The organism is Sphingobacterium sp. UBA7038, from assembly GCF_002494055.1.
GTDB lineage: Bacteria > Bacteroidota > Bacteroidia > Sphingobacteriales > Sphingobacteriaceae > Sphingobacterium > Sphingobacterium multivorum.
Genome location: NZ_DLAV01000020.1, coordinates 22,028 through 39,280, shown reverse-complemented (window position 1 = coordinate 39,280; position 17,253 = coordinate 22,028). Strand labels below are relative to the sequence as shown.

At 38.4% G+C, this 17,253-nt stretch carries 24 protein-coding genes and 2 pseudogenes; 13 read left to right on the top strand and 13 right to left on the bottom strand.

Annotated elements, in window-relative coordinates:
* Positions 1–183 precede the first annotated feature (183 nt).
* Positions 184–975: an SDR family oxidoreductase gene (locus B3H30_RS13795; protein WP_204991090.1), complete on the bottom strand. Its 792-nt coding sequence runs from the start codon at positions 973–975 to the stop codon at positions 184–186.
* Between the two features lie 174 nt (positions 976–1,149).
* Between B3H30_RS13795 and B3H30_RS13790 the strand changes: the two genes are divergently transcribed.
* Positions 1,150–1,464: a winged helix-turn-helix transcriptional regulator gene (locus B3H30_RS13790; protein ID WP_286726773.1), complete on the top strand. Its 315-nt coding sequence runs from the start codon at positions 1,150–1,152 to the stop codon at positions 1,462–1,464.
* 244 nt (positions 1,465–1,708) lie between these two features.
* Here the strand turns inward: B3H30_RS13790 and B3H30_RS13785 are convergent, their stop codons facing one another.
* The 5 genes and pseudogenes from B3H30_RS13785 to B3H30_RS13765 all read right to left on the bottom strand — a co-directional run.
* Positions 1,709–2,098: a DUF5856 family protein gene (locus tag B3H30_RS13785; RefSeq protein WP_046672983.1), complete on the bottom strand. Its 390-nt coding sequence runs from the start codon at positions 2,096–2,098 to the stop codon at positions 1,709–1,711.
* A gap of 192 nt (positions 2,099–2,290) precedes the next feature.
* Complete coding sequence (locus B3H30_RS13780; RefSeq protein ID WP_376745384.1) at positions 2,291–2,542, bottom strand: response regulator; 252 nt, start codon at positions 2,540–2,542, stop codon at positions 2,291–2,293.
* Positions 2,543–2,644: 102 nt separating this feature from the next.
* Entirely contained in the window at positions 2,645–3,319 is a 675-nt protein-coding gene (locus tag B3H30_RS13775; RefSeq protein WP_112376260.1) for a sensor histidine kinase, read from the bottom strand.
* 9 nt (positions 3,320–3,328) lie between these two features.
* Positions 3,329–3,715 carry a PAS domain-containing protein gene (locus B3H30_RS13770; protein WP_262886178.1) on the bottom strand — a complete coding sequence of 129 codons (387 nt, stop codon included), beginning with the start codon at positions 3,713–3,715 and terminating at the stop codon, positions 3,329–3,331.
* 63 nt (positions 3,716–3,778) lie between these two features.
* Positions 3,779–4,174: pseudogene (locus B3H30_RS13765) on the bottom strand (PAS domain-containing protein); the annotation flags it as partial.
* 500 nt (positions 4,175–4,674) lie between these two features.
* Between B3H30_RS13765 and B3H30_RS13760 the strand changes: the two are divergent.
* The 9 genes from B3H30_RS13760 to B3H30_RS13720 all read left to right on the top strand — a co-directional run bounded on the left by B3H30_RS13760 (position 4,675) and on the right by B3H30_RS13720 (position 10,818).
* Positions 4,675–5,019, top strand: coding sequence for an alpha/beta hydrolase (locus B3H30_RS13760; protein WP_201303546.1), 345 nt, complete (start codon positions 4,675–4,677; stop codon positions 5,017–5,019).
* 110 nt (positions 5,020–5,129) lie between these two features.
* Complete coding sequence (locus B3H30_RS13755) at positions 5,130–5,450, top strand: alpha/beta hydrolase (RefSeq protein ID WP_201303624.1); 321 nt, start codon at positions 5,130–5,132, stop codon at positions 5,448–5,450.
* Between the two features lie 248 nt (positions 5,451–5,698).
* Positions 5,699–6,142 carry a hypothetical protein gene (locus B3H30_RS13750; RefSeq protein ID WP_070570577.1) on the top strand — a complete coding sequence of 148 codons (444 nt, stop codon included), beginning with the start codon at positions 5,699–5,701 and terminating at the stop codon, positions 6,140–6,142.
* Positions 6,143–6,870: 728 nt separating this feature from the next.
* Complete coding sequence (locus B3H30_RS13745; protein WP_286834477.1) at positions 6,871–7,734, top strand: SDR family oxidoreductase; 864 nt, start codon at positions 6,871–6,873, stop codon at positions 7,732–7,734.
* 249 nt (positions 7,735–7,983) lie between these two features.
* Positions 7,984–8,184: a hypothetical protein gene (locus B3H30_RS13740; protein ID WP_070570580.1), complete on the top strand. Its 201-nt coding sequence runs from the start codon at positions 7,984–7,986 to the stop codon at positions 8,182–8,184.
* A 6-nt stretch (positions 8,185–8,190) separates the two neighbouring features.
* Positions 8,191–8,871, top strand: coding sequence for a DUF421 domain-containing protein (locus B3H30_RS13735; RefSeq protein WP_070570582.1), 681 nt, complete (start codon positions 8,191–8,193; stop codon positions 8,869–8,871).
* Positions 8,872–9,323: 452 nt separating this feature from the next.
* Positions 9,324–9,446 (top strand): hypothetical protein, encoded by a 123-nt coding sequence (locus B3H30_RS13730; protein WP_256604652.1) that lies wholly within the window; start codon positions 9,324–9,326, stop codon positions 9,444–9,446.
* A gap of 391 nt (positions 9,447–9,837) precedes the next feature.
* Complete coding sequence (locus B3H30_RS13725) at positions 9,838–10,209, top strand: response regulator (RefSeq protein WP_070570584.1); 372 nt, start codon at positions 9,838–9,840, stop codon at positions 10,207–10,209.
* Between the two features lie 195 nt (positions 10,210–10,404).
* On the top strand, positions 10,405–10,818 hold the full coding sequence (locus tag B3H30_RS13720; protein ID WP_159333028.1) for a hypothetical protein: 414 nt from the start codon (positions 10,405–10,407) through the stop codon (positions 10,816–10,818).
* 138 nt (positions 10,819–10,956) lie between these two features.
* Here the strand turns inward: B3H30_RS13720 and B3H30_RS13715 are convergent, their stop codons facing one another.
* From B3H30_RS13715 to B3H30_RS13695, 6 genes and pseudogenes are all read right to left on the bottom strand, one after another.
* The gene (locus B3H30_RS13715) at positions 10,957–11,448 is read right to left on the bottom strand and encodes an alpha/beta hydrolase (protein WP_236560358.1); all 492 of its coding nucleotides are present in this window, start codon (positions 11,446–11,448) and stop codon (positions 10,957–10,959) included.
* 27 nt (positions 11,449–11,475) lie between these two features.
* Positions 11,476–11,775, bottom strand: coding sequence for a hypothetical protein (locus B3H30_RS13710; RefSeq protein ID WP_070570588.1), 300 nt, complete (start codon positions 11,773–11,775; stop codon positions 11,476–11,478).
* An 82-nt stretch (positions 11,776–11,857) separates the two neighbouring features.
* Positions 11,858–12,049, bottom strand: a complete 192-nt coding sequence (locus tag B3H30_RS13705; RefSeq protein ID WP_201639097.1) for an SHOCT domain-containing protein — start codon at positions 12,047–12,049, stop codon at positions 11,858–11,860.
* A gap of 24 nt (positions 12,050–12,073) precedes the next feature.
* Positions 12,074–12,181, bottom strand: a pseudogene (locus B3H30_RS24885) (TM2 domain-containing protein); the annotation flags it as partial.
* Between the two features lie 364 nt (positions 12,182–12,545).
* Positions 12,546–14,234 (bottom strand): dihydroxy-acid dehydratase, encoded by a 1,689-nt coding sequence (ilvD, locus tag B3H30_RS13700; RefSeq protein ID WP_286710005.1) that lies wholly within the window; start codon positions 14,232–14,234, stop codon positions 12,546–12,548.
* 10 nt (positions 14,235–14,244) lie between these two features.
* Positions 14,245–14,814, bottom strand: a complete 570-nt coding sequence (locus tag B3H30_RS13695; protein ID WP_070570592.1) for a Crp/Fnr family transcriptional regulator — start codon at positions 14,812–14,814, stop codon at positions 14,245–14,247.
* Positions 14,815–15,066: 252 nt separating this feature from the next.
* On the opposite strand from B3H30_RS13695, the gene B3H30_RS13690 reads away from it, so the two are divergent.
* On the top strand, positions 15,067–15,318 hold the full coding sequence (locus B3H30_RS13690) for a hypothetical protein (protein ID WP_159333026.1): 252 nt from the start codon (positions 15,067–15,069) through the stop codon (positions 15,316–15,318).
* A gap of 86 nt (positions 15,319–15,404) precedes the next feature.
* Here B3H30_RS13690 and B3H30_RS13685 read toward each other — a convergent pair whose 3' ends face one another.
* Positions 15,405–15,914, bottom strand: coding sequence for a dihydrofolate reductase family protein (locus B3H30_RS13685; protein ID WP_159333025.1), 510 nt, complete (start codon positions 15,912–15,914; stop codon positions 15,405–15,407).
* A gap of 89 nt (positions 15,915–16,003) precedes the next feature.
* Between B3H30_RS13685 and B3H30_RS13680 the strand changes: the two genes are divergently transcribed.
* Both B3H30_RS13680 and B3H30_RS13675 read left to right on the top strand, forming a co-directional pair.
* Positions 16,004–16,345, top strand: a complete 342-nt coding sequence (locus B3H30_RS13680; protein WP_070570596.1) for a winged helix-turn-helix transcriptional regulator — start codon at positions 16,004–16,006, stop codon at positions 16,343–16,345.
* Positions 16,346–16,518: 173 nt separating this feature from the next.
* Complete coding sequence (locus B3H30_RS13675) at positions 16,519–17,253, top strand: hypothetical protein (protein ID WP_112376266.1); 735 nt, start codon at positions 16,519–16,521, stop codon at positions 17,251–17,253.

The window sequence follows — 17,253 nt, the reverse complement described above, 5'->3', positions numbered from 1 at the left end:
ATCGGCGCCAATAATATATTGCACTGTTAAGTTGTTATTTTCAGATATTTAATTCGATCATTAAACAACTGGAAATGATATCTCAAAACTTCGCATAAGCACCACTGTCAAATTTGTTTTGTGCTTTCAGGAGTTCGGAGATAATGTTTGGTAAATTCATATTTTCAAATCTTAGGAAGATTATTAAATGGTTGGTAATGTTCCGCCGTCAATTACGTATTCTGTCCCCGTTAGATAGCTGGCTCTTGGTGAAACTAGAAAGCCAACAAGTTCAGCTACCTCTGCAGGCTCTGCAGGTCTCCCGAAAGGGATCCCGCCCAGTGCATCCATTACGCCCTGTTGCGCCTCTTCTATAGTACTGTTCGAATTTCTTGCAATTTCGCCTAGCCAGGCTTCAGATGCGGTGGTATTGATCCAGCCAGGCGAAACCGTCAGTATGCGGACACCTTTAGGAGTAACCTCGTTCGATAAGCTTTTGCTGTAGTTCCTCAATCCAGCCTTTGCCGCTGCGTAAGGTAATGTTGAATCATATAAGGGTAATTTGCCCTGAATAGAAGCAATGTGGATGATCACACCGTTTTTGCGTTCTATCATCTGCGGTAAAAAGCTCCTATCTAGACGGATCGGAGCCAAAAGGTTAGCTTGCAGTGTCGATTCCCAATCCTCATCACTTAACACAGCAAATCCTCCTGCGGGGGTAGAAGATCCGCCAAGGTTGTTTACCAAGATGTCTAGTCTACCATAGCTCGAAAGCACTCCGCTCACCACTTTTTGAGCCCCTTCTGCTGTACTCAGATCGGAAGCAATGAAATGCAGCTTGCTGTTTTCCAGGTCGGGGACGTTTCTTGCGGTAATCACAACTGTTGCTCCAGCTTGTAATAGTCTTTCCGCGATTGCTCTTCCAGTGCCTTTTGTACCCCCTGTTACCAAGGCAATCTTGTCTGATAATTCGTTGTTGAAATTAAATTGTTCCATTTTTACAAATTGTTTATAGGACAAAATTGAGGTATAAAACCAGCCTGTGCAAGTACGGCATTACGATTCATATAGGGATAAATTTTTCCCCTATTGTACAAATCGGAACATACCTTTAATTTTGAAAATATGTATTAGAGAAAAATAATTCCGAACCTAAATTGCGGTCTCGACTTGATAGGTGAAGTGCTTTACGGAAAATGGAAAATACGCTTGCTCTGGTTTATTGACCAGGGACATAAAAGACCGAGTGAATTGCAGCGTAAGATACCAGACGCCTCCAGACGGGTGCTGAATATACAGCTGAAAGAACTGGAAGATCATGAGGTAGTCATGAAGAAAATATATCCTGTCGTTCCTCCAAAAGTTGAATATTCGCTTACAGATTTAGGGATGAGTTTAATACCCATAATTTCCGCATTAGGACAGTGGGGTGATCAAAACGAAGATAGACTGCGGACAATAATTTTAAAAAGAATTTTAGGATAATACCCCTAATTGCTCTAGTCGGTAAAGTATTTTAGTTTATACAAAATTTCTCTTTTATTTTCTTGCAAAGAGCAAGAAAATAAAATCATTAAAAAATGCAGTAATCAAGACGTTGGCTAGTAAAAATAGCGTGCTATTATTTTTGTTACTGGAGGGGAGAGCAATTGGTTACTCAATTTAATCTATAAAAAACGGCCGAATATAGGTTCGACCGTTACTCAGGAAAAGCTCCCGAACATGGGCATTACTCCAATCTTTTTAATCTGAACAATAACTGTTGGACAGCTTCTTGCGCATCATCAATAATGGATTGTGAGAAGTTTTCCTTAAAAAGTCCTTCTCGTTTGTTTTCAACTTGCTTGTAAAAATCCTCAATGTATTTGATGTAATTAGCCGGTTTTGACGTTTGGGGAATCACGATATCAAGTGTACCTTCCAATGAAAAAGTGGTTTCCACCAGTCTGTCTGTAATATCAATAAGAGACTCAATCGCTTGGTCTAAAGAAATATGAGCCTCATAGCTCCCTTTTCCTGTTATCGACCAATGGGTCAGCTTCAATGCGTTTCTGAATGAAATCATTTCACCTAAAAAGTTCGCAATTTCCTGTTTTGAGTTCTGTTGTTTTTTTGCCATGATATTTTACTTTATTTAAGTCACATTTTTGATTATTATAACAACAACCTAGCGGTCAAAGTTTCTAATTTATTAGAAAAACCGCTAGTGATCAAGAAATCAAGGATATCCGGATTTTCGACTGTATAGTTTTGTGTGCCAGTAGGGCCTACCCAACGAACTCGGACGAAATTAGGAGATTGTACTATACTTTTAACTAGCCAATACGTCGTGAATACTGGATGTAATTTCATTTAAATCAAAAGGTTTCGCAATAAATCCGTTTGCGCCAAGTCCTTCGGCAACATCGCGACCATCTACACTGGCGGATAGAACAAGGATAGGTATATTTTTGATTTCGGGTGTATTGCGTATGATTTTAATCAGCTGGTCGCCCGAAAGCACGGGCATCCAGAGATCCAATAACAAAAGATCTGGCTGATATGCTATGAGCTGTTTGGTCAGATTTGTACTGTTTTTTCGCTTAAGACCTGGTAACCCTCCAGATCCAAGAATAATTCCAGCATCTCAACAATGCCTTGGTCATCGTCACAGATCATTATTTTCTTACTTTTCATCGTTTTCTGTCCTCATTATTGGTAATGTGAAATTAAAAGTAGAACCTTCTCCGGGTTCGCTTTCTACCCAAAGGGTTCCGTTGTGATGCGTTATGATCTCGTGCGAAACATACAGTCCAATACCTAATCCCGGAAATTTCTTTTGGGTATGGCCGGCGCGAAAGAAGCGCTCAAATATTTTTTGCTTGTCGACATTTGCTATTCCCATGCCATAGTCTCGTACAGAGATCTTGACAAAATTGGCAACCCTGTGAATGGCAACGTCGATTCTATTTGAACCCGGTGAATATTTGATCGCATTGGACAACAGATTATTGATTACCTGAATAATTTGTAATTCATCGCCGCTAACTGTAGCATCTGTGGAGCCTAATAGGTTTATTTTGTAACCAGGTACACCTACCATTATATTGTCAATGGCTTCCCGAATTGTATGATCTATGGCAAATGGCTCCATGTGGAGCTCAATATGGCCAGACTGTATTTTTGAGGTGTCTAGTAATTTAGTAATCAATATATTCAGTCGATCTATATAGGCCGAAATTTTATCCAGTGTACTGACAAATTTATTGTCGGAATGGTCTATACTAAGTCGTTGCAGAATCTGTACAAGCCCCTTAATGGTCGTTAGGGGCGTCTTTAGTTCATGACTAGCGACGGACAAAAAATCGTATTAACGTAGATCCTGTTCTTTTTTCTCGGTGATGTCTTCAATGGCGATCAGGATACGGTCTTTATATTGCCCTTCAAACTCTATGCGATAGGCATTTAATAGCATCACTTTGCGGCCGATATGCGGAAATACATGTTCTACTTCGTAATCAATTACGGGATTGCTGGTTGGTAAAATATGCGTAAGAAGTTCCTTCAAGGAGGGGATATCCCATTGCTTATTGCCCAGATCAAACAATAATTTTCCTACAGTCTCTTCTGAGGAGACGTGAAATGATGTTAAAAAATGTTTATTTGCACTCAGCACAATATAATTGCCATCGAGTACTAGAAGATTTTCGCGAACCGTTTCAATCATGCTCGAGAGGAAGCTTTCCTTCTCCTGCAATTCTTTGGTTCGTTGCTGTATTTTGATCTCAACATTGTTTTTTTCCTCCCGGAGTTCGTGTTCGGCCTTTTTACGCGAGGTAATATCATTTTGAACACCAATAAAGTGCGTCACCTGGCCGGCCTCATTCTTCACAGGTGAAATGAAAAGCTCATTCCAAAAAAGTGTTCCGTCTTTGCGTTAATTGCGAATTTCGATCTTACATTCTTCACCATTTTTGATACAATCTTTGAGGATGTAGCGTTCAGGTTGAGAACGATCCTGCGCTTGCAAAAAGCGACAATTGTGACCGATAATTTCATCGTGTGAATAACCACTGATGTTTTCAAAGGCCTTATTGCAATAGATAATCGGATTATCATGCTGCAAATTATCGGTGATAATAATGCCTGAATAAGCAGAATTTAAAGCCTTAAGATATATATTTAATTCATTAATGCCTGACGCACGTTTTCCCATATAGTGTTGTATTCCAAATATCGTTGTCCAATTTAATCTATAAAACTAAAACCAATGAAAAACAGCCTGTTTTTTTTGAAAAACACGTATAAATCCGCGTCAGGAGTTTAGCTAGCACGTGGTACTGTACACCAAACAACATAAACTGAGTGTTGGTAACATATGCTAATATTGCCTAAAATATTACATACAAATTTGTTAGTAACGTACATTCAGCGGTATATTGTAGTAAATGTATGACTTCTAGTTAATTTTACTTGAAATTTTGATAGCCTACCAAAAAGATTCTCGGAATACGCGTGATACCGGCAATGATTTTCTATAAAAACATAAATCATAGTAAAGAAATGAATACAACTAAATTGACTCCTGAAATAATTAAAATAATTGAAAACCTGAACAAGCTTCATGTGTTTGACGGCATAAATTCATTAGAAATAAAGCTGCAAAGGATATGAGACAATGGCATTCGGCTCAGCGGCAAAAAAGAAGCAGTGAAAATGTTAGAAGAATTTAATATTCGTAGCAAGAATCACGAAATTCCTGTGAGAATACACCGACCCAATGAAATTATAAATGAAAAATCACCGGCCATCATTTATCTTCATGGCGGTTGGTTTATTTCTGGAAGTTTTGAGACGCACGATGCTATTGTCTGTCAATTGGCCAACGCTACGGGTTGTGCCATTGTTTTTGTGGACTTTCGACTGGCGCCAGAGTATCCTTTTCCGGCTGGTTTCGATGATGCTCAATCAGCGACTGAGTGGATCGTTAATAATTCGGACTCTTTAAACATCGATAAAACTATGATTGGAATTATTGGCGACAGTGCGGGGCAGCTTTAACCGTAGGAGTTTCGACAAGGCCTGGTGAGCATTTGAGGTTTCATGTGTGATTTATCCGGCAGCTGATAATCAATTAAGTACAGTCAAAGAAAGACTATCAAAATGGTCCGATTATTAATAAGGAGGAAGGAATAAAAGCCTGGAATTGGTATCTAACCGACCAAATGGATCAACAGAACCCCATAGCAATTCCTCTTTTGATTGAATATTTTAAGAATACGCCTCCAACGTTGATTTTATTGACTGAGCACGATCGGTTGCGGGATGAAGGAAAACAATTGGCAGAGAATATGAAAACCTCCGAAATTCCAGTCAAAATTACTCATTACAAAGAGATTGCCAATGGTTTTTTGCATATGGGAGCTGTTTTAAGAGAAACCAGAGAAGCTTTTCGGGACATCGCAGCATTCACAAAAGAAAACTTAAAATAATCTTCCGAAAAAGTTACTTCAATATCGTGTAAGGTATTTCTGAAACCGTCCTCAACAAGGGCTAGCATATGACCATACGATCGATTTGCCAGTTCTGACCAAACTTCTCCGGACTGTCCTGAAAGCTTAATACATTGTAGCAAAAATTTCTTCTGTGGATTTGATTAAACGATTTTAGGTTGTCCATTGTTCTCAGAATAACAGTACAAAAACAGTACAAAAAAGGTTGAAAACGTAAAAAGCAAAATATGAATGGATTTAATAAAAATATGTTGGGCGGATTGATCGGTGCGCTCGTACTCAATGTGGTCCATAGTGCTGCCAAGAGATTCGATCCCAAAGCTCCAGAAGTGGATAAAGTGGGCGAAGAAGCGATGCAGAAAACGGTGCGCTTTGCTGGATTTAAACCGCCAAAGGGCAATGCATTGGTGGCGGCAACTTTTGGGGCAGATGTAGCTTCCAATGCCATGTTATATACCCTCATCGGATATGGAGGTCAGAAAAATATGCTGCTCAAAGGAGCGTTGCTCGGAACGGTAGTTGGTCTGGCAACACTGACTATTCCAGAACAGGCCGGACTGGATGCCAAGCCAATAAAAAAGACTGATCGTACCAAGTTTATGACCTTGGCCTGGTATGTGATCGGAGGAGTGGCCGCTGGTCTAGCCATGAAAGCTATGAGCAAGAGTTAGGAAAGACTAGAGTTGGTAAATTTATCAGATTACATTGTTCAATGCATGCCCCTTTAAGCGCCAATCTAAAATGAAAAAACATCTTTTTTGATCTAGATCATCGTTTTAAGCCGTCGGGAAAATTGAAATTTGAATAGCTTTCAATAAGGGAAGTCTATCAGATTAAAAGTAATTAACGAAATAGGAATAGATAGTTTTATCGCTACCGGAGCATATGATGGTGGGTTGAGTTCAGCGGAAAATATAACAGCAATGAAAGCCCTATTGTCAAAGATAGCGTTTGCAGATCAGGCAGGATTGCATATCTTCGGGCTCGGGGAGCATCATAGAAAAGAATTTTTAGATGAATCAAAGCCAGTAGGAGTAGCTCGTCATCTTTAGTATTTCCTGCAAATTCAGCTATTTGGATTGCATTGCTATAGTTCACGTAAAAGGACTTACAGGTGACCAGGGATTATTGACCACCGGGTTTTGTATTTAAGTATGAGAAGGCTTTAATTGAAAATAAGGCAAAAGCAATAGCGCAAATGTAGATAGCTCAAACCTTTTAGACTTTGGCTTTGTTCACTTTATGGATGAATCGGTTAAACTCTTTCGCAAAATGCCGATTACATCCATTTATTAATAAAGGTTATAAAAGATTACCGAAACTTTAGGACTTTGCCATTTGCACTGACCCTTACACGTTTTGGAAATCAGCTATGTCTGTCATTATTTTAAAAAATGGTATGAAAAAAGCAGCAAGTAAAAAGATTCGACCGTTGCAAAAGCAAAAGCGACCCGGATTAGAAATAAATATGACACCAGTTCCTGACACTTCGCCGTTAAAGTATCCTGCAGAAGGAAAATTGAAAAATAAGGTAGCATTAATTACTGGAGGAGATAGCGGCATTGGGAAAGCTGTAGCTTTGTTATTTGCCAAGGAGGGAGCTGATATTGTTATTGCCTATCTTAGTGAAACAAAAGATGCAAAACAAACCCAGAAAGAGGTTGAATCCTTCTCAAGAAAATGTACGCTGATTAAAGGTGATTTGGGAAAAGAAAATCACTGTAAAAAAGTAATTGAATTTACGATAAAAACGCATAAGAAAATTGATAATATCGTTAATAACGCGGGGCTACATTGGCAAACAGAATCAATTGAAGAAATTACCACTGAACAGTTAAACAAGACTTTTCAGAATAATTTCTATTCCTATTTCTGGATTACGAAGTATGCCATGCCTTATCTTAAGAAGGGGGCAAGTATCATTAATACATCCTCGGTGACTGCATATCGAGGCAGTCCAAAGTTGATCGATTATTCTGCAACAAAAGGTGCAATAATTTCTTTTACACGAAGCTTGTCAGCAAATCTTATGGATAAAGGAATTAGGGTCAATGCTGTTGCGCCCGGTCCGGTATGGACTCCATTGATAGCATCTTCATTTGATCCTAAAAAAAACTCCGAATTTGGAAGCGACTCCCCAATGGGAAGGGCAGGAATGCCAAATGAAATTGCACCAAGCTTTCTATTTCTAGCTAGCAAAGATTCACATTTTATGATTGGTCAAGTTTTACATCCCAATGGCGGAGAAGTCGTCAATGGTTAACCAATGAATAAGTCACAATCAGATCTGCAAGTCGTCAATCGACATAAGGCTTTCAGTTTTTCAAAATGTTCTCTACTATGGGGTGACTGCCCCGCCAATGAATGAATGACTCGAGCTAGCTAAATTTGTTGACAAAGTATTATTCTTTAATAAGTACAGATTTGTTGTACGAATTGTTGCTGGAATTAATATTAGTTTGAGAAACAGGCGGTTTTCTTATTCTCTTTCCGCTCGTCGGCGACCTTAACCATGATTCATATACCTGTTGTCGTATGGATACAGTCGCAAATTGAAGATATAGATCGGAATGAAATAATTTTAGCGGGATTGTTTCCATCATTGAAGATTGATACCTTATGTATGTTGTTTTTGCCAAGTGATGAACTATTGCGACCGGAGGAATGTTTAGGATTGAATGGCGGCGGCTATAGTAAGATTTTTGAATTTTAAAAGGTTATGATTGATATACAAAAAATATTTGCAGAGGGGGTGGAAAGCTCCTTTCTTATTGAAATAGGTGCGAGAACAATTATAATGTTTCTTCTAATATTGATCATTCTAAGGCTTTCGGGTAGAAGGGGAGTTCGGCAGTTAACTCTTTTTGAGGTTGCGATTATAATCAGTTTGGGCTCAGCTGCGGGAGATCCCATGTTTCAAGAAGAAATACCCATCTTTTATGCGATTGTTGTCTTTATATGTGTAATCTTTGTCTATAAGTTGGTAACCTGGATTACCTCCCGATCAGAGAATATTGCCCATTTATTGGAAGGTAAAGTTTTACCTGTAGTTAAGGATGGCGTATTTGATATAAAACATGAAAATGATAATACCTTTTCGCGTATGGAATTTTTTTCTGAACTGAGAAATTTAAATGTCGAACATTTGGGGCAGGTTAAGGAAGGCATTCTAGAAGTCGATGGAACATTAAGCGTTTTATTTTATGCTGATAGTGATGTGAGGTATGGGCTACCATTATTCCCGTCTTCTTTCAAAAAGGTTGATGTAATGAGTGCTGAAGGGCCATTCGCATGCATGTATTGCGGCCATGTCGTATTTAGTTTTAAGAACGAATCAAAGGCATGTCCAAGATGCAATAAAACACAATGGAGCAAAGCCTTGAATTCAAGAAGAGTATAGAAGAATAATACCATGTATTATTTAAACAAATTATAGGGTGAAAAAATTTGACCGTTTTTATTTGAAGCTTTTCTGTGAACACACGATCAACATCAATCAAGGCGCAGAATCCACAATAAGCTATTTAATGGCCCGGCTTAAGATGGCGGATTATATGAATGAACCTGTTCGTTAGTGTATTTAAAAAACTTGATGCCTGATTGTCAATTATTATGCGTACATTTATTACTGCGATCTGCTATTCATCTTAACCCATTCAGTAGATCCGATATGATAAATACACTTGTTTTATCTCTAAATTCTCCACGATATACCTTTCGGAAATTTTCAGTTCAACAACTAGCAGCTTGCGTACTTCAAAGAGTAAATACGATTCAGCTTAATATTATTCCTTCCGATCAATCTTAGCTATTGAAAGTAAAAGGACCATCACTTTATAAAATCCATACATCATGAGTAAAGACATTAAAAAGGAAAAAAGCACCAAAGAGAAAGCACAATCTTCTTATCAAAAGGAAAAAGATGGCTCCTCTAAAGAGTTAACGGATAATGTTTTCCGTAAAAAAAAGAAATAGGCAATCGAAAAGGTAGCTTATTTTTTGCACTTGCACAAGGCAGATTATTTTGAAGCGGGTATACAGTCTGGATTATCACCAGGCTTTTGCTCGCTTTTTTAATTTGCAAAGCTGAATGATATACCCATTGTTTTGACAACAAAATGAGTTTCATCACAAAGCGATGTTTTTATACGTCTTCGTCTGAATATACACGTGAAGTATGGGTAATGACGTTTGAAGTAGAACCAAATATATTCGATGGGCGTTCAATTTTAAAAAGCTCTAGGGCCATAGACTTACTCAATGGAAGAGCTCATTAAGAGCTAATCAACAATCAAGGAAGGTGGATCTTATGCCTAAGATCCATTTTTTAATAAGTGATGAAAAAAATATTTCTTAAAAAAATAAGATGAAAAAGACAATAGTAGTGTGCGATGATGATAAAGAAATACTAAATGCATTTTCCTTGGTGTTAGAGAATCATTATACGATTGTTATATCTGTAGCAAACAGTTTAGTCCTGACGGAAGTGTTGGATACTATGAATGCTGATATACTCTTTTTGGACATTCATATGCATGCACGGAATGGTGACATGATACTGCGTGATCTCAAGAGTTCAGCTAAATATGATAAGCTGCCTGTGATTATGATGTCAGGTCATATCGACGGAAGAAGAATCTCTTTGGAATGTGGGGCCGAGGGTTTTCTAGCAAAGCCTTTTGAACTTACTGATCTGGAAAACTACATACGAAGATTTGTTTATGAAAGTGAATCGTAATGCCCAATCGTCACAATATAGCTTGCCGGCACTATAGTATTCTGAAGGCAAGAACAATGACGTCGGAGGCGTATATATTTGCTCTCCTGATCAGATGGTACTCTTATTAGACTTTGCGACATACCACTATATATTTAGCTACAAAATTACCGAAGTATGTCGCGCCACTTCTTACTCATATTAAGCAGCCTATATATGAGGCTTCGCTTTGATACGGATGTGCCTGAGTTGTTTTATCATCATGGAAAACGCCAGGTAGTGGTAGTTCGGGCCAAGAAATACAGCCTTTGGCATATTTATCTCAATAATGCTTATGTAGGAAGTATTCAGTATGACAGTAAGCAGTTCAATTACCACCTCGTAGATAATTGCTTACTGACCGATGATCACGTGCAAAAGTATAGCCATGATACAACGTGGGGAATTAAAGTGGATAAAGGACGATATTCGATGAAAAAGGATATAAAGTTCGAATGTGACGTGTGTGGTCAAAAGCAAGTGGTTGAGGTTTCTGTTTTGCATGGCGGTGGAACCTTGCAAATTATGATTGATCGGTTTTTTTATAATGGATGTAGATTTTCGCAATGGCGAATGGGTAATGCTATGTAACAATACGAGCTGGTTGACAATCGATGAACTTGCTATTATCCTGTTAATCTAATTACACTCAGTGCTATTGATGGAATACAAAGAAATAATTGTCAATAAAATTCCACAACATGACCACGAAAACACTCCCAATTTTTGCTACGTAAAATGACAAATTAGCCTTCTCATTAAGCAGATATAATACGATTTGTTTGCTCCGGTAAATCCAGCGGATTCAAAGGTCGAGACAAATACAGACAGTTCGCTTTCTTCCATCAGAGGCTTGCCAATTGGTTCTACTGCTCTCGCGGGATTGATCATGAGCATGCCGGGATCAGGTCGAGCGGGAGGGATATCCTTGCGGAATATGTTCCGCAGGAACCGGTGTACGTTTTCATTCATTATGGCATCTGCAATTCCGATCTGCTTATTGAAATGAACAAAGTAGAAGTCTTCTCCAAATAGGATTTCCATCAGTTCAGTCCATGGTTGTTCTCCGCGCTCCTGATAAGGCAGCGCTAAGTTTATTATTTTATTTACCCGTTCAGGATACAATAGTGCGAGATTCCACACCACATTAGCACCCCAGTCATGACCGACGAAGGTAGCATCTTTGTATCCGAAATGATCAAGTAGAGCGGATAAGGTCAGCAGTCAAGTGCTTTATGTTATAATCCGTTACTTCAGTTGGGCAGGATGAGTTACCATAGCCACGTTGATTTGGGACAATGCCGTAGGTTGATTATTTTCGCTAAAGCCTATGCTGAAATTCTCATTAATTGGAACGAGATCGATTATGGGACAAATTTGATTTGTTTGGCTGACATAATTTTTGTCTTGAAATGATCCTTTAAAGTGAAACCACCGACTATAGCGATGGTCACCAAGCTCATCATTGTAATAATGCCATACTTCACATTCTTTTTTATAACCAATTCCCAAATCTTCGAATAAAAGTTTGATTTCATATTGCCTCATTTAACCGTTATAAAGGTGCCATTTGATGCCCTATTTTTCCAGGTCATAGCTAATAATGTCTCTCTTGACATTCATCAATCCTTTACAGCAGTTTACGTTTTGCATCCTCAAATTCTGCTTGTGTAATCATTCCTTTTTCCATCAATCCATGTAATCGTTCTATTTCAGTCGCAGCATCTTTTTGGGTAATGGGGGAGATAGGCACATAATTATGAACGACGGGTTGTGAAAAATATACGCGGTTGTATTTTAAATCAAAATTCTCTTTGCGCATTGTTAGAAAAGCAATAAAGTCGATCAATGCGATAAAAGCAGGTATAAGCGTCCAACAGAAAAGGAGATAAAGGAAACCTAATCCGGTCTGCCCTAGGTAAAATCTATGTGCACCAAATACTCCAAGAAAAATGCCATTAAAGCTGCGGTTGTTTTATCTTTCATATGTTATTGATTAATGCGGTTTGTATTGTCTTTTCAAACCTAAGGATTGCCTGTTAGACATTCTTACGGTTTTCCGTAACCGATCCCACTTTCAAACCAATATCTTAGCCTTACAGCTTGTAATAATCTAGATAGTTAAAATTGACCAACATATTCATTCAGAATAAATAATGTATAGTAGGCTTTGGTATTAACCTTGCCCGATTGAAAAATAGCATGCCATGATGGTAACCACCACCAGTTCTGTTCTTTTTCTGTTACCTTCCTTATTTGCCTAAATACATTAGAATTTGGCTATCACGTCAATTTGCTAAGCTGAAACGATTTTATTTTCAAAAATCACAATTTAATATGGCACCACTACTAGCATTGCCAACAAGCTGCCGATATTGACTCAACCATTTAGAATTTAGTTTTTTTCTGATCGGAATAAAGCCTTTTCTTCGCAATTGAATCTCATCTTCGCTAATGTCAGCTGAAAGCATATGTTGGTCGATATCAATAACGATATAGTCTCCGTTTTTTAGTAATCCAATCAATCCACCTTCAGCAGCCTCAGGTGAGACATGTCCAATAGCTATTCCGCGGGTAGCTCCGCTGAATCGGCCATCTGTTACCAACGCTACAGAACTGCCCAATCCCATCCCCATGATCAGGCTAGTAGGTGTCAACATTTCCTGCATCCCCGGGCCACCTTTGGGACCTTCGTAACGGATCACCACAACATCTCCAGCTTTGATCTCACCGGCAAGGATGCCTACTATGGCCTCTTCTTGACTATCATAGCAAACCGCAGTCCCGCTAAAATTTTTTTCGCCAGTGATTCCTGCAGATTTTACAACAGCTCCCTGCTCTGCAAGATTTCCGAATAGAATCGCCAATCCTCCAACAGGACTGTATGGATTATTTATTGTATGTATGATTGTTGCATCTTTGATCGCTGCATTGGCAATCTTTTTGAATAACATTTCGCCACTGATCGTTATATTATCCTGAAGGACATGGTTGTTGCGCTTGGTCATTTCGTTCATTACAGCGTTTACTCCTCCGGCGCGATGGACGTCTTCCATGTGGACGGTGCTTAAACTGGGCGATATTTTTGCAATGTGCGCTACTTGATCTGATATTGAGTTAATGTCCCTAAGCTGAAAATCTATTTCCGCTTCGTGAGCTATAGCAAGCATATGAAGGACAGTATTGGTACTACCGCCCATGGCCATATCCACTGCAAAAGCATTCTGGATGGCTTTTTCATTGATGATGTTTTTAAGTTTGAATTGTTTGGAAAGCTGATCGTCTTTGGCGATTTCACAGATCCTTCTGGCTGATTCCCGATATAGATTTTCACGCTCGGGTGTTAATGCCAATATGGTTCCATTACCAGGTAGTGCTATACCCATAGCTTCCATCAGGGTGTTCATGGAATTTGCTGTAAACATACCCGAGCAACTACCGCCACTGGGGCATGCATTACACTCGATGTCTTTGAGCTCTTCGTCACTGATTAATCCTGCTTCGTGTTTGCCTACAGCCTCAAAAGCTGTAGACAGGTCAATGGCAGTGCCATCTTTGATATACCCTTTTCTCATGGGGCCTCCACTGACAAAGATTGTAGGCACATCTACACGTAGCGCACCCATAATCATGCCGGGTACAATCTTATCGCAGTTAGGGATAGCTATCATAGCATCCAATTTGTGTGCATTCATGACGCTTTCAATTGAGTTGGCAATCAATTCTCGGCTGGGGAGCGAGTACAGCATTCCATCGTGTCCCATAGCAATACCATCGTCAATACCGATCGTGTTGAATTCAAAAGGAATACATCCGTTTGCCTTGATTTCGTCTTTAATGATCTCAGCAACCTTATTCAGAAAAAAATGTCCGGGTATAATTTCGATAAAGGAATTTGCCACTCCAATAAAAGGCTTATCAAAATCGTTATCATTTACGCCTGTGGCCCGAAATAGGGCTCTATGGGGAGTACGTTGGTATCCCTTCTTTACTTCGTCGCTTCTCATTTTTTATTAGTTAAATAGTAGATTTTAACCTACTTAGTGTTTCGGGTGATATCGCCAGATAAGCCGCAAGGTTAGCATTAGACAAACGCTGTATGAGTTCGGGATTATTTTTCAATAGATCGCGATAACGTTCTTTAGCAGTTTGGGTTAATAAGCTGCTGAGCTTATTATTAACAACAGTTAATCCATATTCGAGGATGTAGATATAAAAATTGTCCCAGCCGGGCATATTTGCTCTCAAAAAGATAAAATCAGTGTTGCTGATGCTTAGGACCTCAGTATCTTCTACGGCTTGGATAAATTCTGTAGCTGGCTGTCTGGAAATGAAGCTGACGATAGAGGTTAGAAAAGTATGCTCAAAAGCCATGAATCGGGTTGCCGTTGATAGTTCGTCATTGCGAAAATATAGGCGCAGACAGCCCTTTCCGACAAAGAAAAGATAGTCTGCAATGGAACCTTCGTTGAGCAGATGGTCATTTTTCTTTATCGATTGGGGTTTAAAATAAGTTAGGGCCTCCGTTAATTGCTGTTCGTTTAACAACGCTTTTTCACGTAACAATTGTAATAGTTGCTCTCTCATCGCTTATTATTTATAGGTCAAAGATGCACTTTATATTAGGATATAGTCGTTGACATTGGTCAAAAACGTCAACGATTTATTAAAGTTTTATTCTCCTTTGGGATAATGGAAATTTGGTAAGTTTAGAGCAAATACAACATTGAAATATGCACCAATTATTTCTTTGTTAGGTGCAAAAGCTGTTCGTTTGACCACAGCTCACCAAAAAAAAATAAAATCCATTTCAAACTAATTGATACCTTAGGAAATGTCGTGCGTGAAAGAACGAGGAAAATTAAGCCCGAACCGCAAAACTTTGCTTCTTTCAGAAATACCGACCTTGACATCTATGTATTAGTTAATAGATTCTTTACCGAGACTATTTGCTTTGCACTAGATAACCATGGTGATTTAGTCGTGCCGAGTGAGTCGACAGCTGGCGGTTTTCTTATTCTCTTTCCGCTCGCCGGCGCCCTTAACCATGATGTATATACTTATCGTCGTGTGGATTCAGTCGCCAATTGAAAGATATAGATCCGAAAGAAATAATTTTAGCGGGTTTGTTTCCGTCATTCAACTATTTTTGAAAGACATTTTTGGTCTGTTGTTATTCAGTCTTCTTTCGTTAGATGCAATTGAAGAAAACCGTTTTTAAGCTTCTGACCTTGGTACTTGAACTTTGAACTTAAATCCTCATTGCTTGCTAAAATTGCTCCAGCTCCAGTAATTATAGGGCTGATGTTAAAATAAATATCGGTAACCAAATTCTTATCCAAAAAAGCGTTGAAAGTACCTGCTCCGCCACCAACGGCTATTTCCCGCACTCCTTTTGCAGACATATATGCAATTGCTTCTTCAGGACTTGCAACAGTCTTGTAGCCATCAGCCGTATAAGGTTTATCGGCCAATATGATGATTTCTATTCCATTAAAATGATCTTTTATCGGATCTGGAAAATTTAGAAAATTTTCAAATGTTTTCAATCCTATCACTACATTTCCAATCCGTTTTACAAATTGTATGTAAAATTCCATTGCTTCCGGTGGCAGTTTATGATGCGGATTATCGGATATCAAAATTCTTCCATTAGCCGAAATATTTGCGATTACTGTTACTTTCATAATGATTTTCTTTAAATTTTTGTACAACAAAACTATTGGATATTCAATATATATTTACTATTCATTACCTTTAGGAAAGTAACTATCTTATGAGCAATAAAAATATTGGTAAAGAAACTATATTGGCATTAAAAGATGGCATTGAATTGCTCAGTGGTAAATGGAAATTTTGTATCCTACACAATTTGCAGAAACACGGCCCAATGCGGTTTAAAGATCTGCAAGAGATGGCTCAGGGAATATCCCCAAAAGTTCTATCCAAGGAACTTCAGGAATTAGAAGATAATTTACTGATTAGTAGAACGGTTAATGACACCAAACCTGTAACTGTTTCTTATGCGCTTACCGCCTATGCTAAAGAAACGGAGGAAGTTGCCAATGCTTTAATTAAATTTGGTCTAAAGCATAGAGATAAAATTAAAGCAAAATGAGGTTTCTATTTTAACAGCTCATTTGGGGAAGTTTGGAGCCTTCTCTATGTAACAATCCGAATAATTATTCCTAACCTTATTAAGTATTGATAAATAATATTTATCTTTAAGCTAATGTTATTTATCCTATGCGGCTAATCTTAGGCGTGTAAGGTTAACCAAAAGCCTAATTTATGCGTATTATACAAAAGCTTAGCACTTATTTAAACGAGAAATTCGATGGATTAGTTTTAATCGGTTTGTTATTAGTTATGATTTTTTACAGTGCAGGTTTTATGCTTTTTAATCAATACATAGCTTTGTTTTACGGACTGTTTTCTGGATTAATATTAGTTCTTTTTTTTAAAAATTGGCGGACTGAATATTTCATCAACAGATCTGGGTTGGGATTATTAACTTTTGTTATAGTGCTAGAATTTGCATTTTTGCTATATGATCAAGTTCATTTGAAAGATGATTGGTACTTTTTACCGTGGGCGGTTCTGTTGGGTGGAGCTGTGATGGTAACCATTAGTATGTTAATCGGGTTAAAAAAAATCATTATTCCAAAAGCACTTTCGAAATTCTTTTATATAAGCGCTATTTTTCTCTTTTCAACTGTCTATTCCTACGGGCTGCTATCTCTTATAAACATTTTTAATGCGCGGCAAGTCGTTAAATGGGAGCGTGCTGAAGTGGGGCTACCATCCTGGGTAATTACTTTTGGAGGAAATTACAACGATGCCATATTTGAGAACAGAGAATGGGGAACTCGGTGGATGAATTTATTTTTTTTGAAATGGGAAGGTGATTTTCCGCATCCGCCAACGACTGCCGAAATAAAAGTCTTTGAGGGAAACCTAGGACAACACTATATGCTCAAAACGTATGATGAGGATGAAAAGAATGACGCAAGACAAATCGACTAA

What these genes read in the sequence shown, in the direction of transcription:
- B3H30_RS13725 (WP_070570584.1), top strand. Translation starts at nt 9,838, where the DNA reads ATGAAAAAGACAATAGTAGTGTGCGATGATGATAAAGAAATACTAAAT.
- B3H30_RS13740 (WP_070570580.1), top strand. Translation starts at nt 7,984, where the DNA reads ATGATTCATATACCTGTTGTCGTATGGATACAGTCGCAAATTGAAGAT.
- B3H30_RS13785 (WP_046672983.1), bottom strand. Translation starts at nt 2,098, where the DNA reads ATGGCAAAAAAACAACAGAACTCAAAACAGGAAATTGCGAACTTTTTA.
- B3H30_RS13760 (WP_201303546.1), top strand. Translation starts at nt 4,675, where the DNA reads ATGTTAGAAGAATTTAATATTCGTAGCAAGAATCACGAAATTCCTGTG.
- B3H30_RS13795 (WP_204991090.1), bottom strand. Translation starts at nt 975, where the DNA reads ATGGAACAATTTAATTTCAACAACGAATTATCAGACAAGATTGCCTTG.
- B3H30_RS13705 (WP_201639097.1), bottom strand. Translation starts at nt 12,049, where the DNA reads ATGCGCAAAGAGAATTTTGATTTAAAATACAACCGCGTATATTTTTCA.
- ilvD (WP_286710005.1), bottom strand. Translation starts at nt 14,234, where the DNA reads ATGAGAAGCGACGAAGTAAAGAAGGGATACCAACGTACTCCCCATAGA.
- B3H30_RS13730 (WP_256604652.1), top strand. Translation starts at nt 9,324, where the DNA reads ATGAGTAAAGACATTAAAAAGGAAAAAAGCACCAAAGAGAAAGCACAA.
- B3H30_RS13685 (WP_159333025.1), bottom strand. Translation starts at nt 15,914, where the DNA reads ATGAAAGTAACAGTAATCGCAAATATTTCGGCTAATGGAAGAATTTTG.
- B3H30_RS13745 (WP_286834477.1), top strand. Translation starts at nt 6,871, where the DNA reads ATGAAAAAAGCAGCAAGTAAAAAGATTCGACCGTTGCAAAAGCAAAAG.
- B3H30_RS13680 (WP_070570596.1), top strand. Translation starts at nt 16,004, where the DNA reads ATGAGCAATAAAAATATTGGTAAAGAAACTATATTGGCATTAAAAGAT.
- B3H30_RS13710 (WP_070570588.1), bottom strand. Translation starts at nt 11,775, where the DNA reads ATGAGGCAATATGAAATCAAACTTTTATTCGAAGATTTGGGAATTGGT.
- B3H30_RS13675 (WP_112376266.1), top strand. Translation starts at nt 16,519, where the DNA reads ATGCGTATTATACAAAAGCTTAGCACTTATTTAAACGAGAAATTCGAT.
- B3H30_RS13695 (WP_070570592.1), bottom strand. Translation starts at nt 14,814, where the DNA reads ATGAGAGAGCAACTATTACAATTGTTACGTGAAAAAGCGTTGTTAAAC.
- B3H30_RS13735 (WP_070570582.1), top strand. Translation starts at nt 8,191, where the DNA reads ATGATTGATATACAAAAAATATTTGCAGAGGGGGTGGAAAGCTCCTTT.
- B3H30_RS13750 (WP_070570577.1), top strand. Translation starts at nt 5,699, where the DNA reads ATGAATGGATTTAATAAAAATATGTTGGGCGGATTGATCGGTGCGCTC.
- B3H30_RS13720 (WP_159333028.1), top strand. Translation starts at nt 10,405, where the DNA reads ATGAGGCTTCGCTTTGATACGGATGTGCCTGAGTTGTTTTATCATCAT.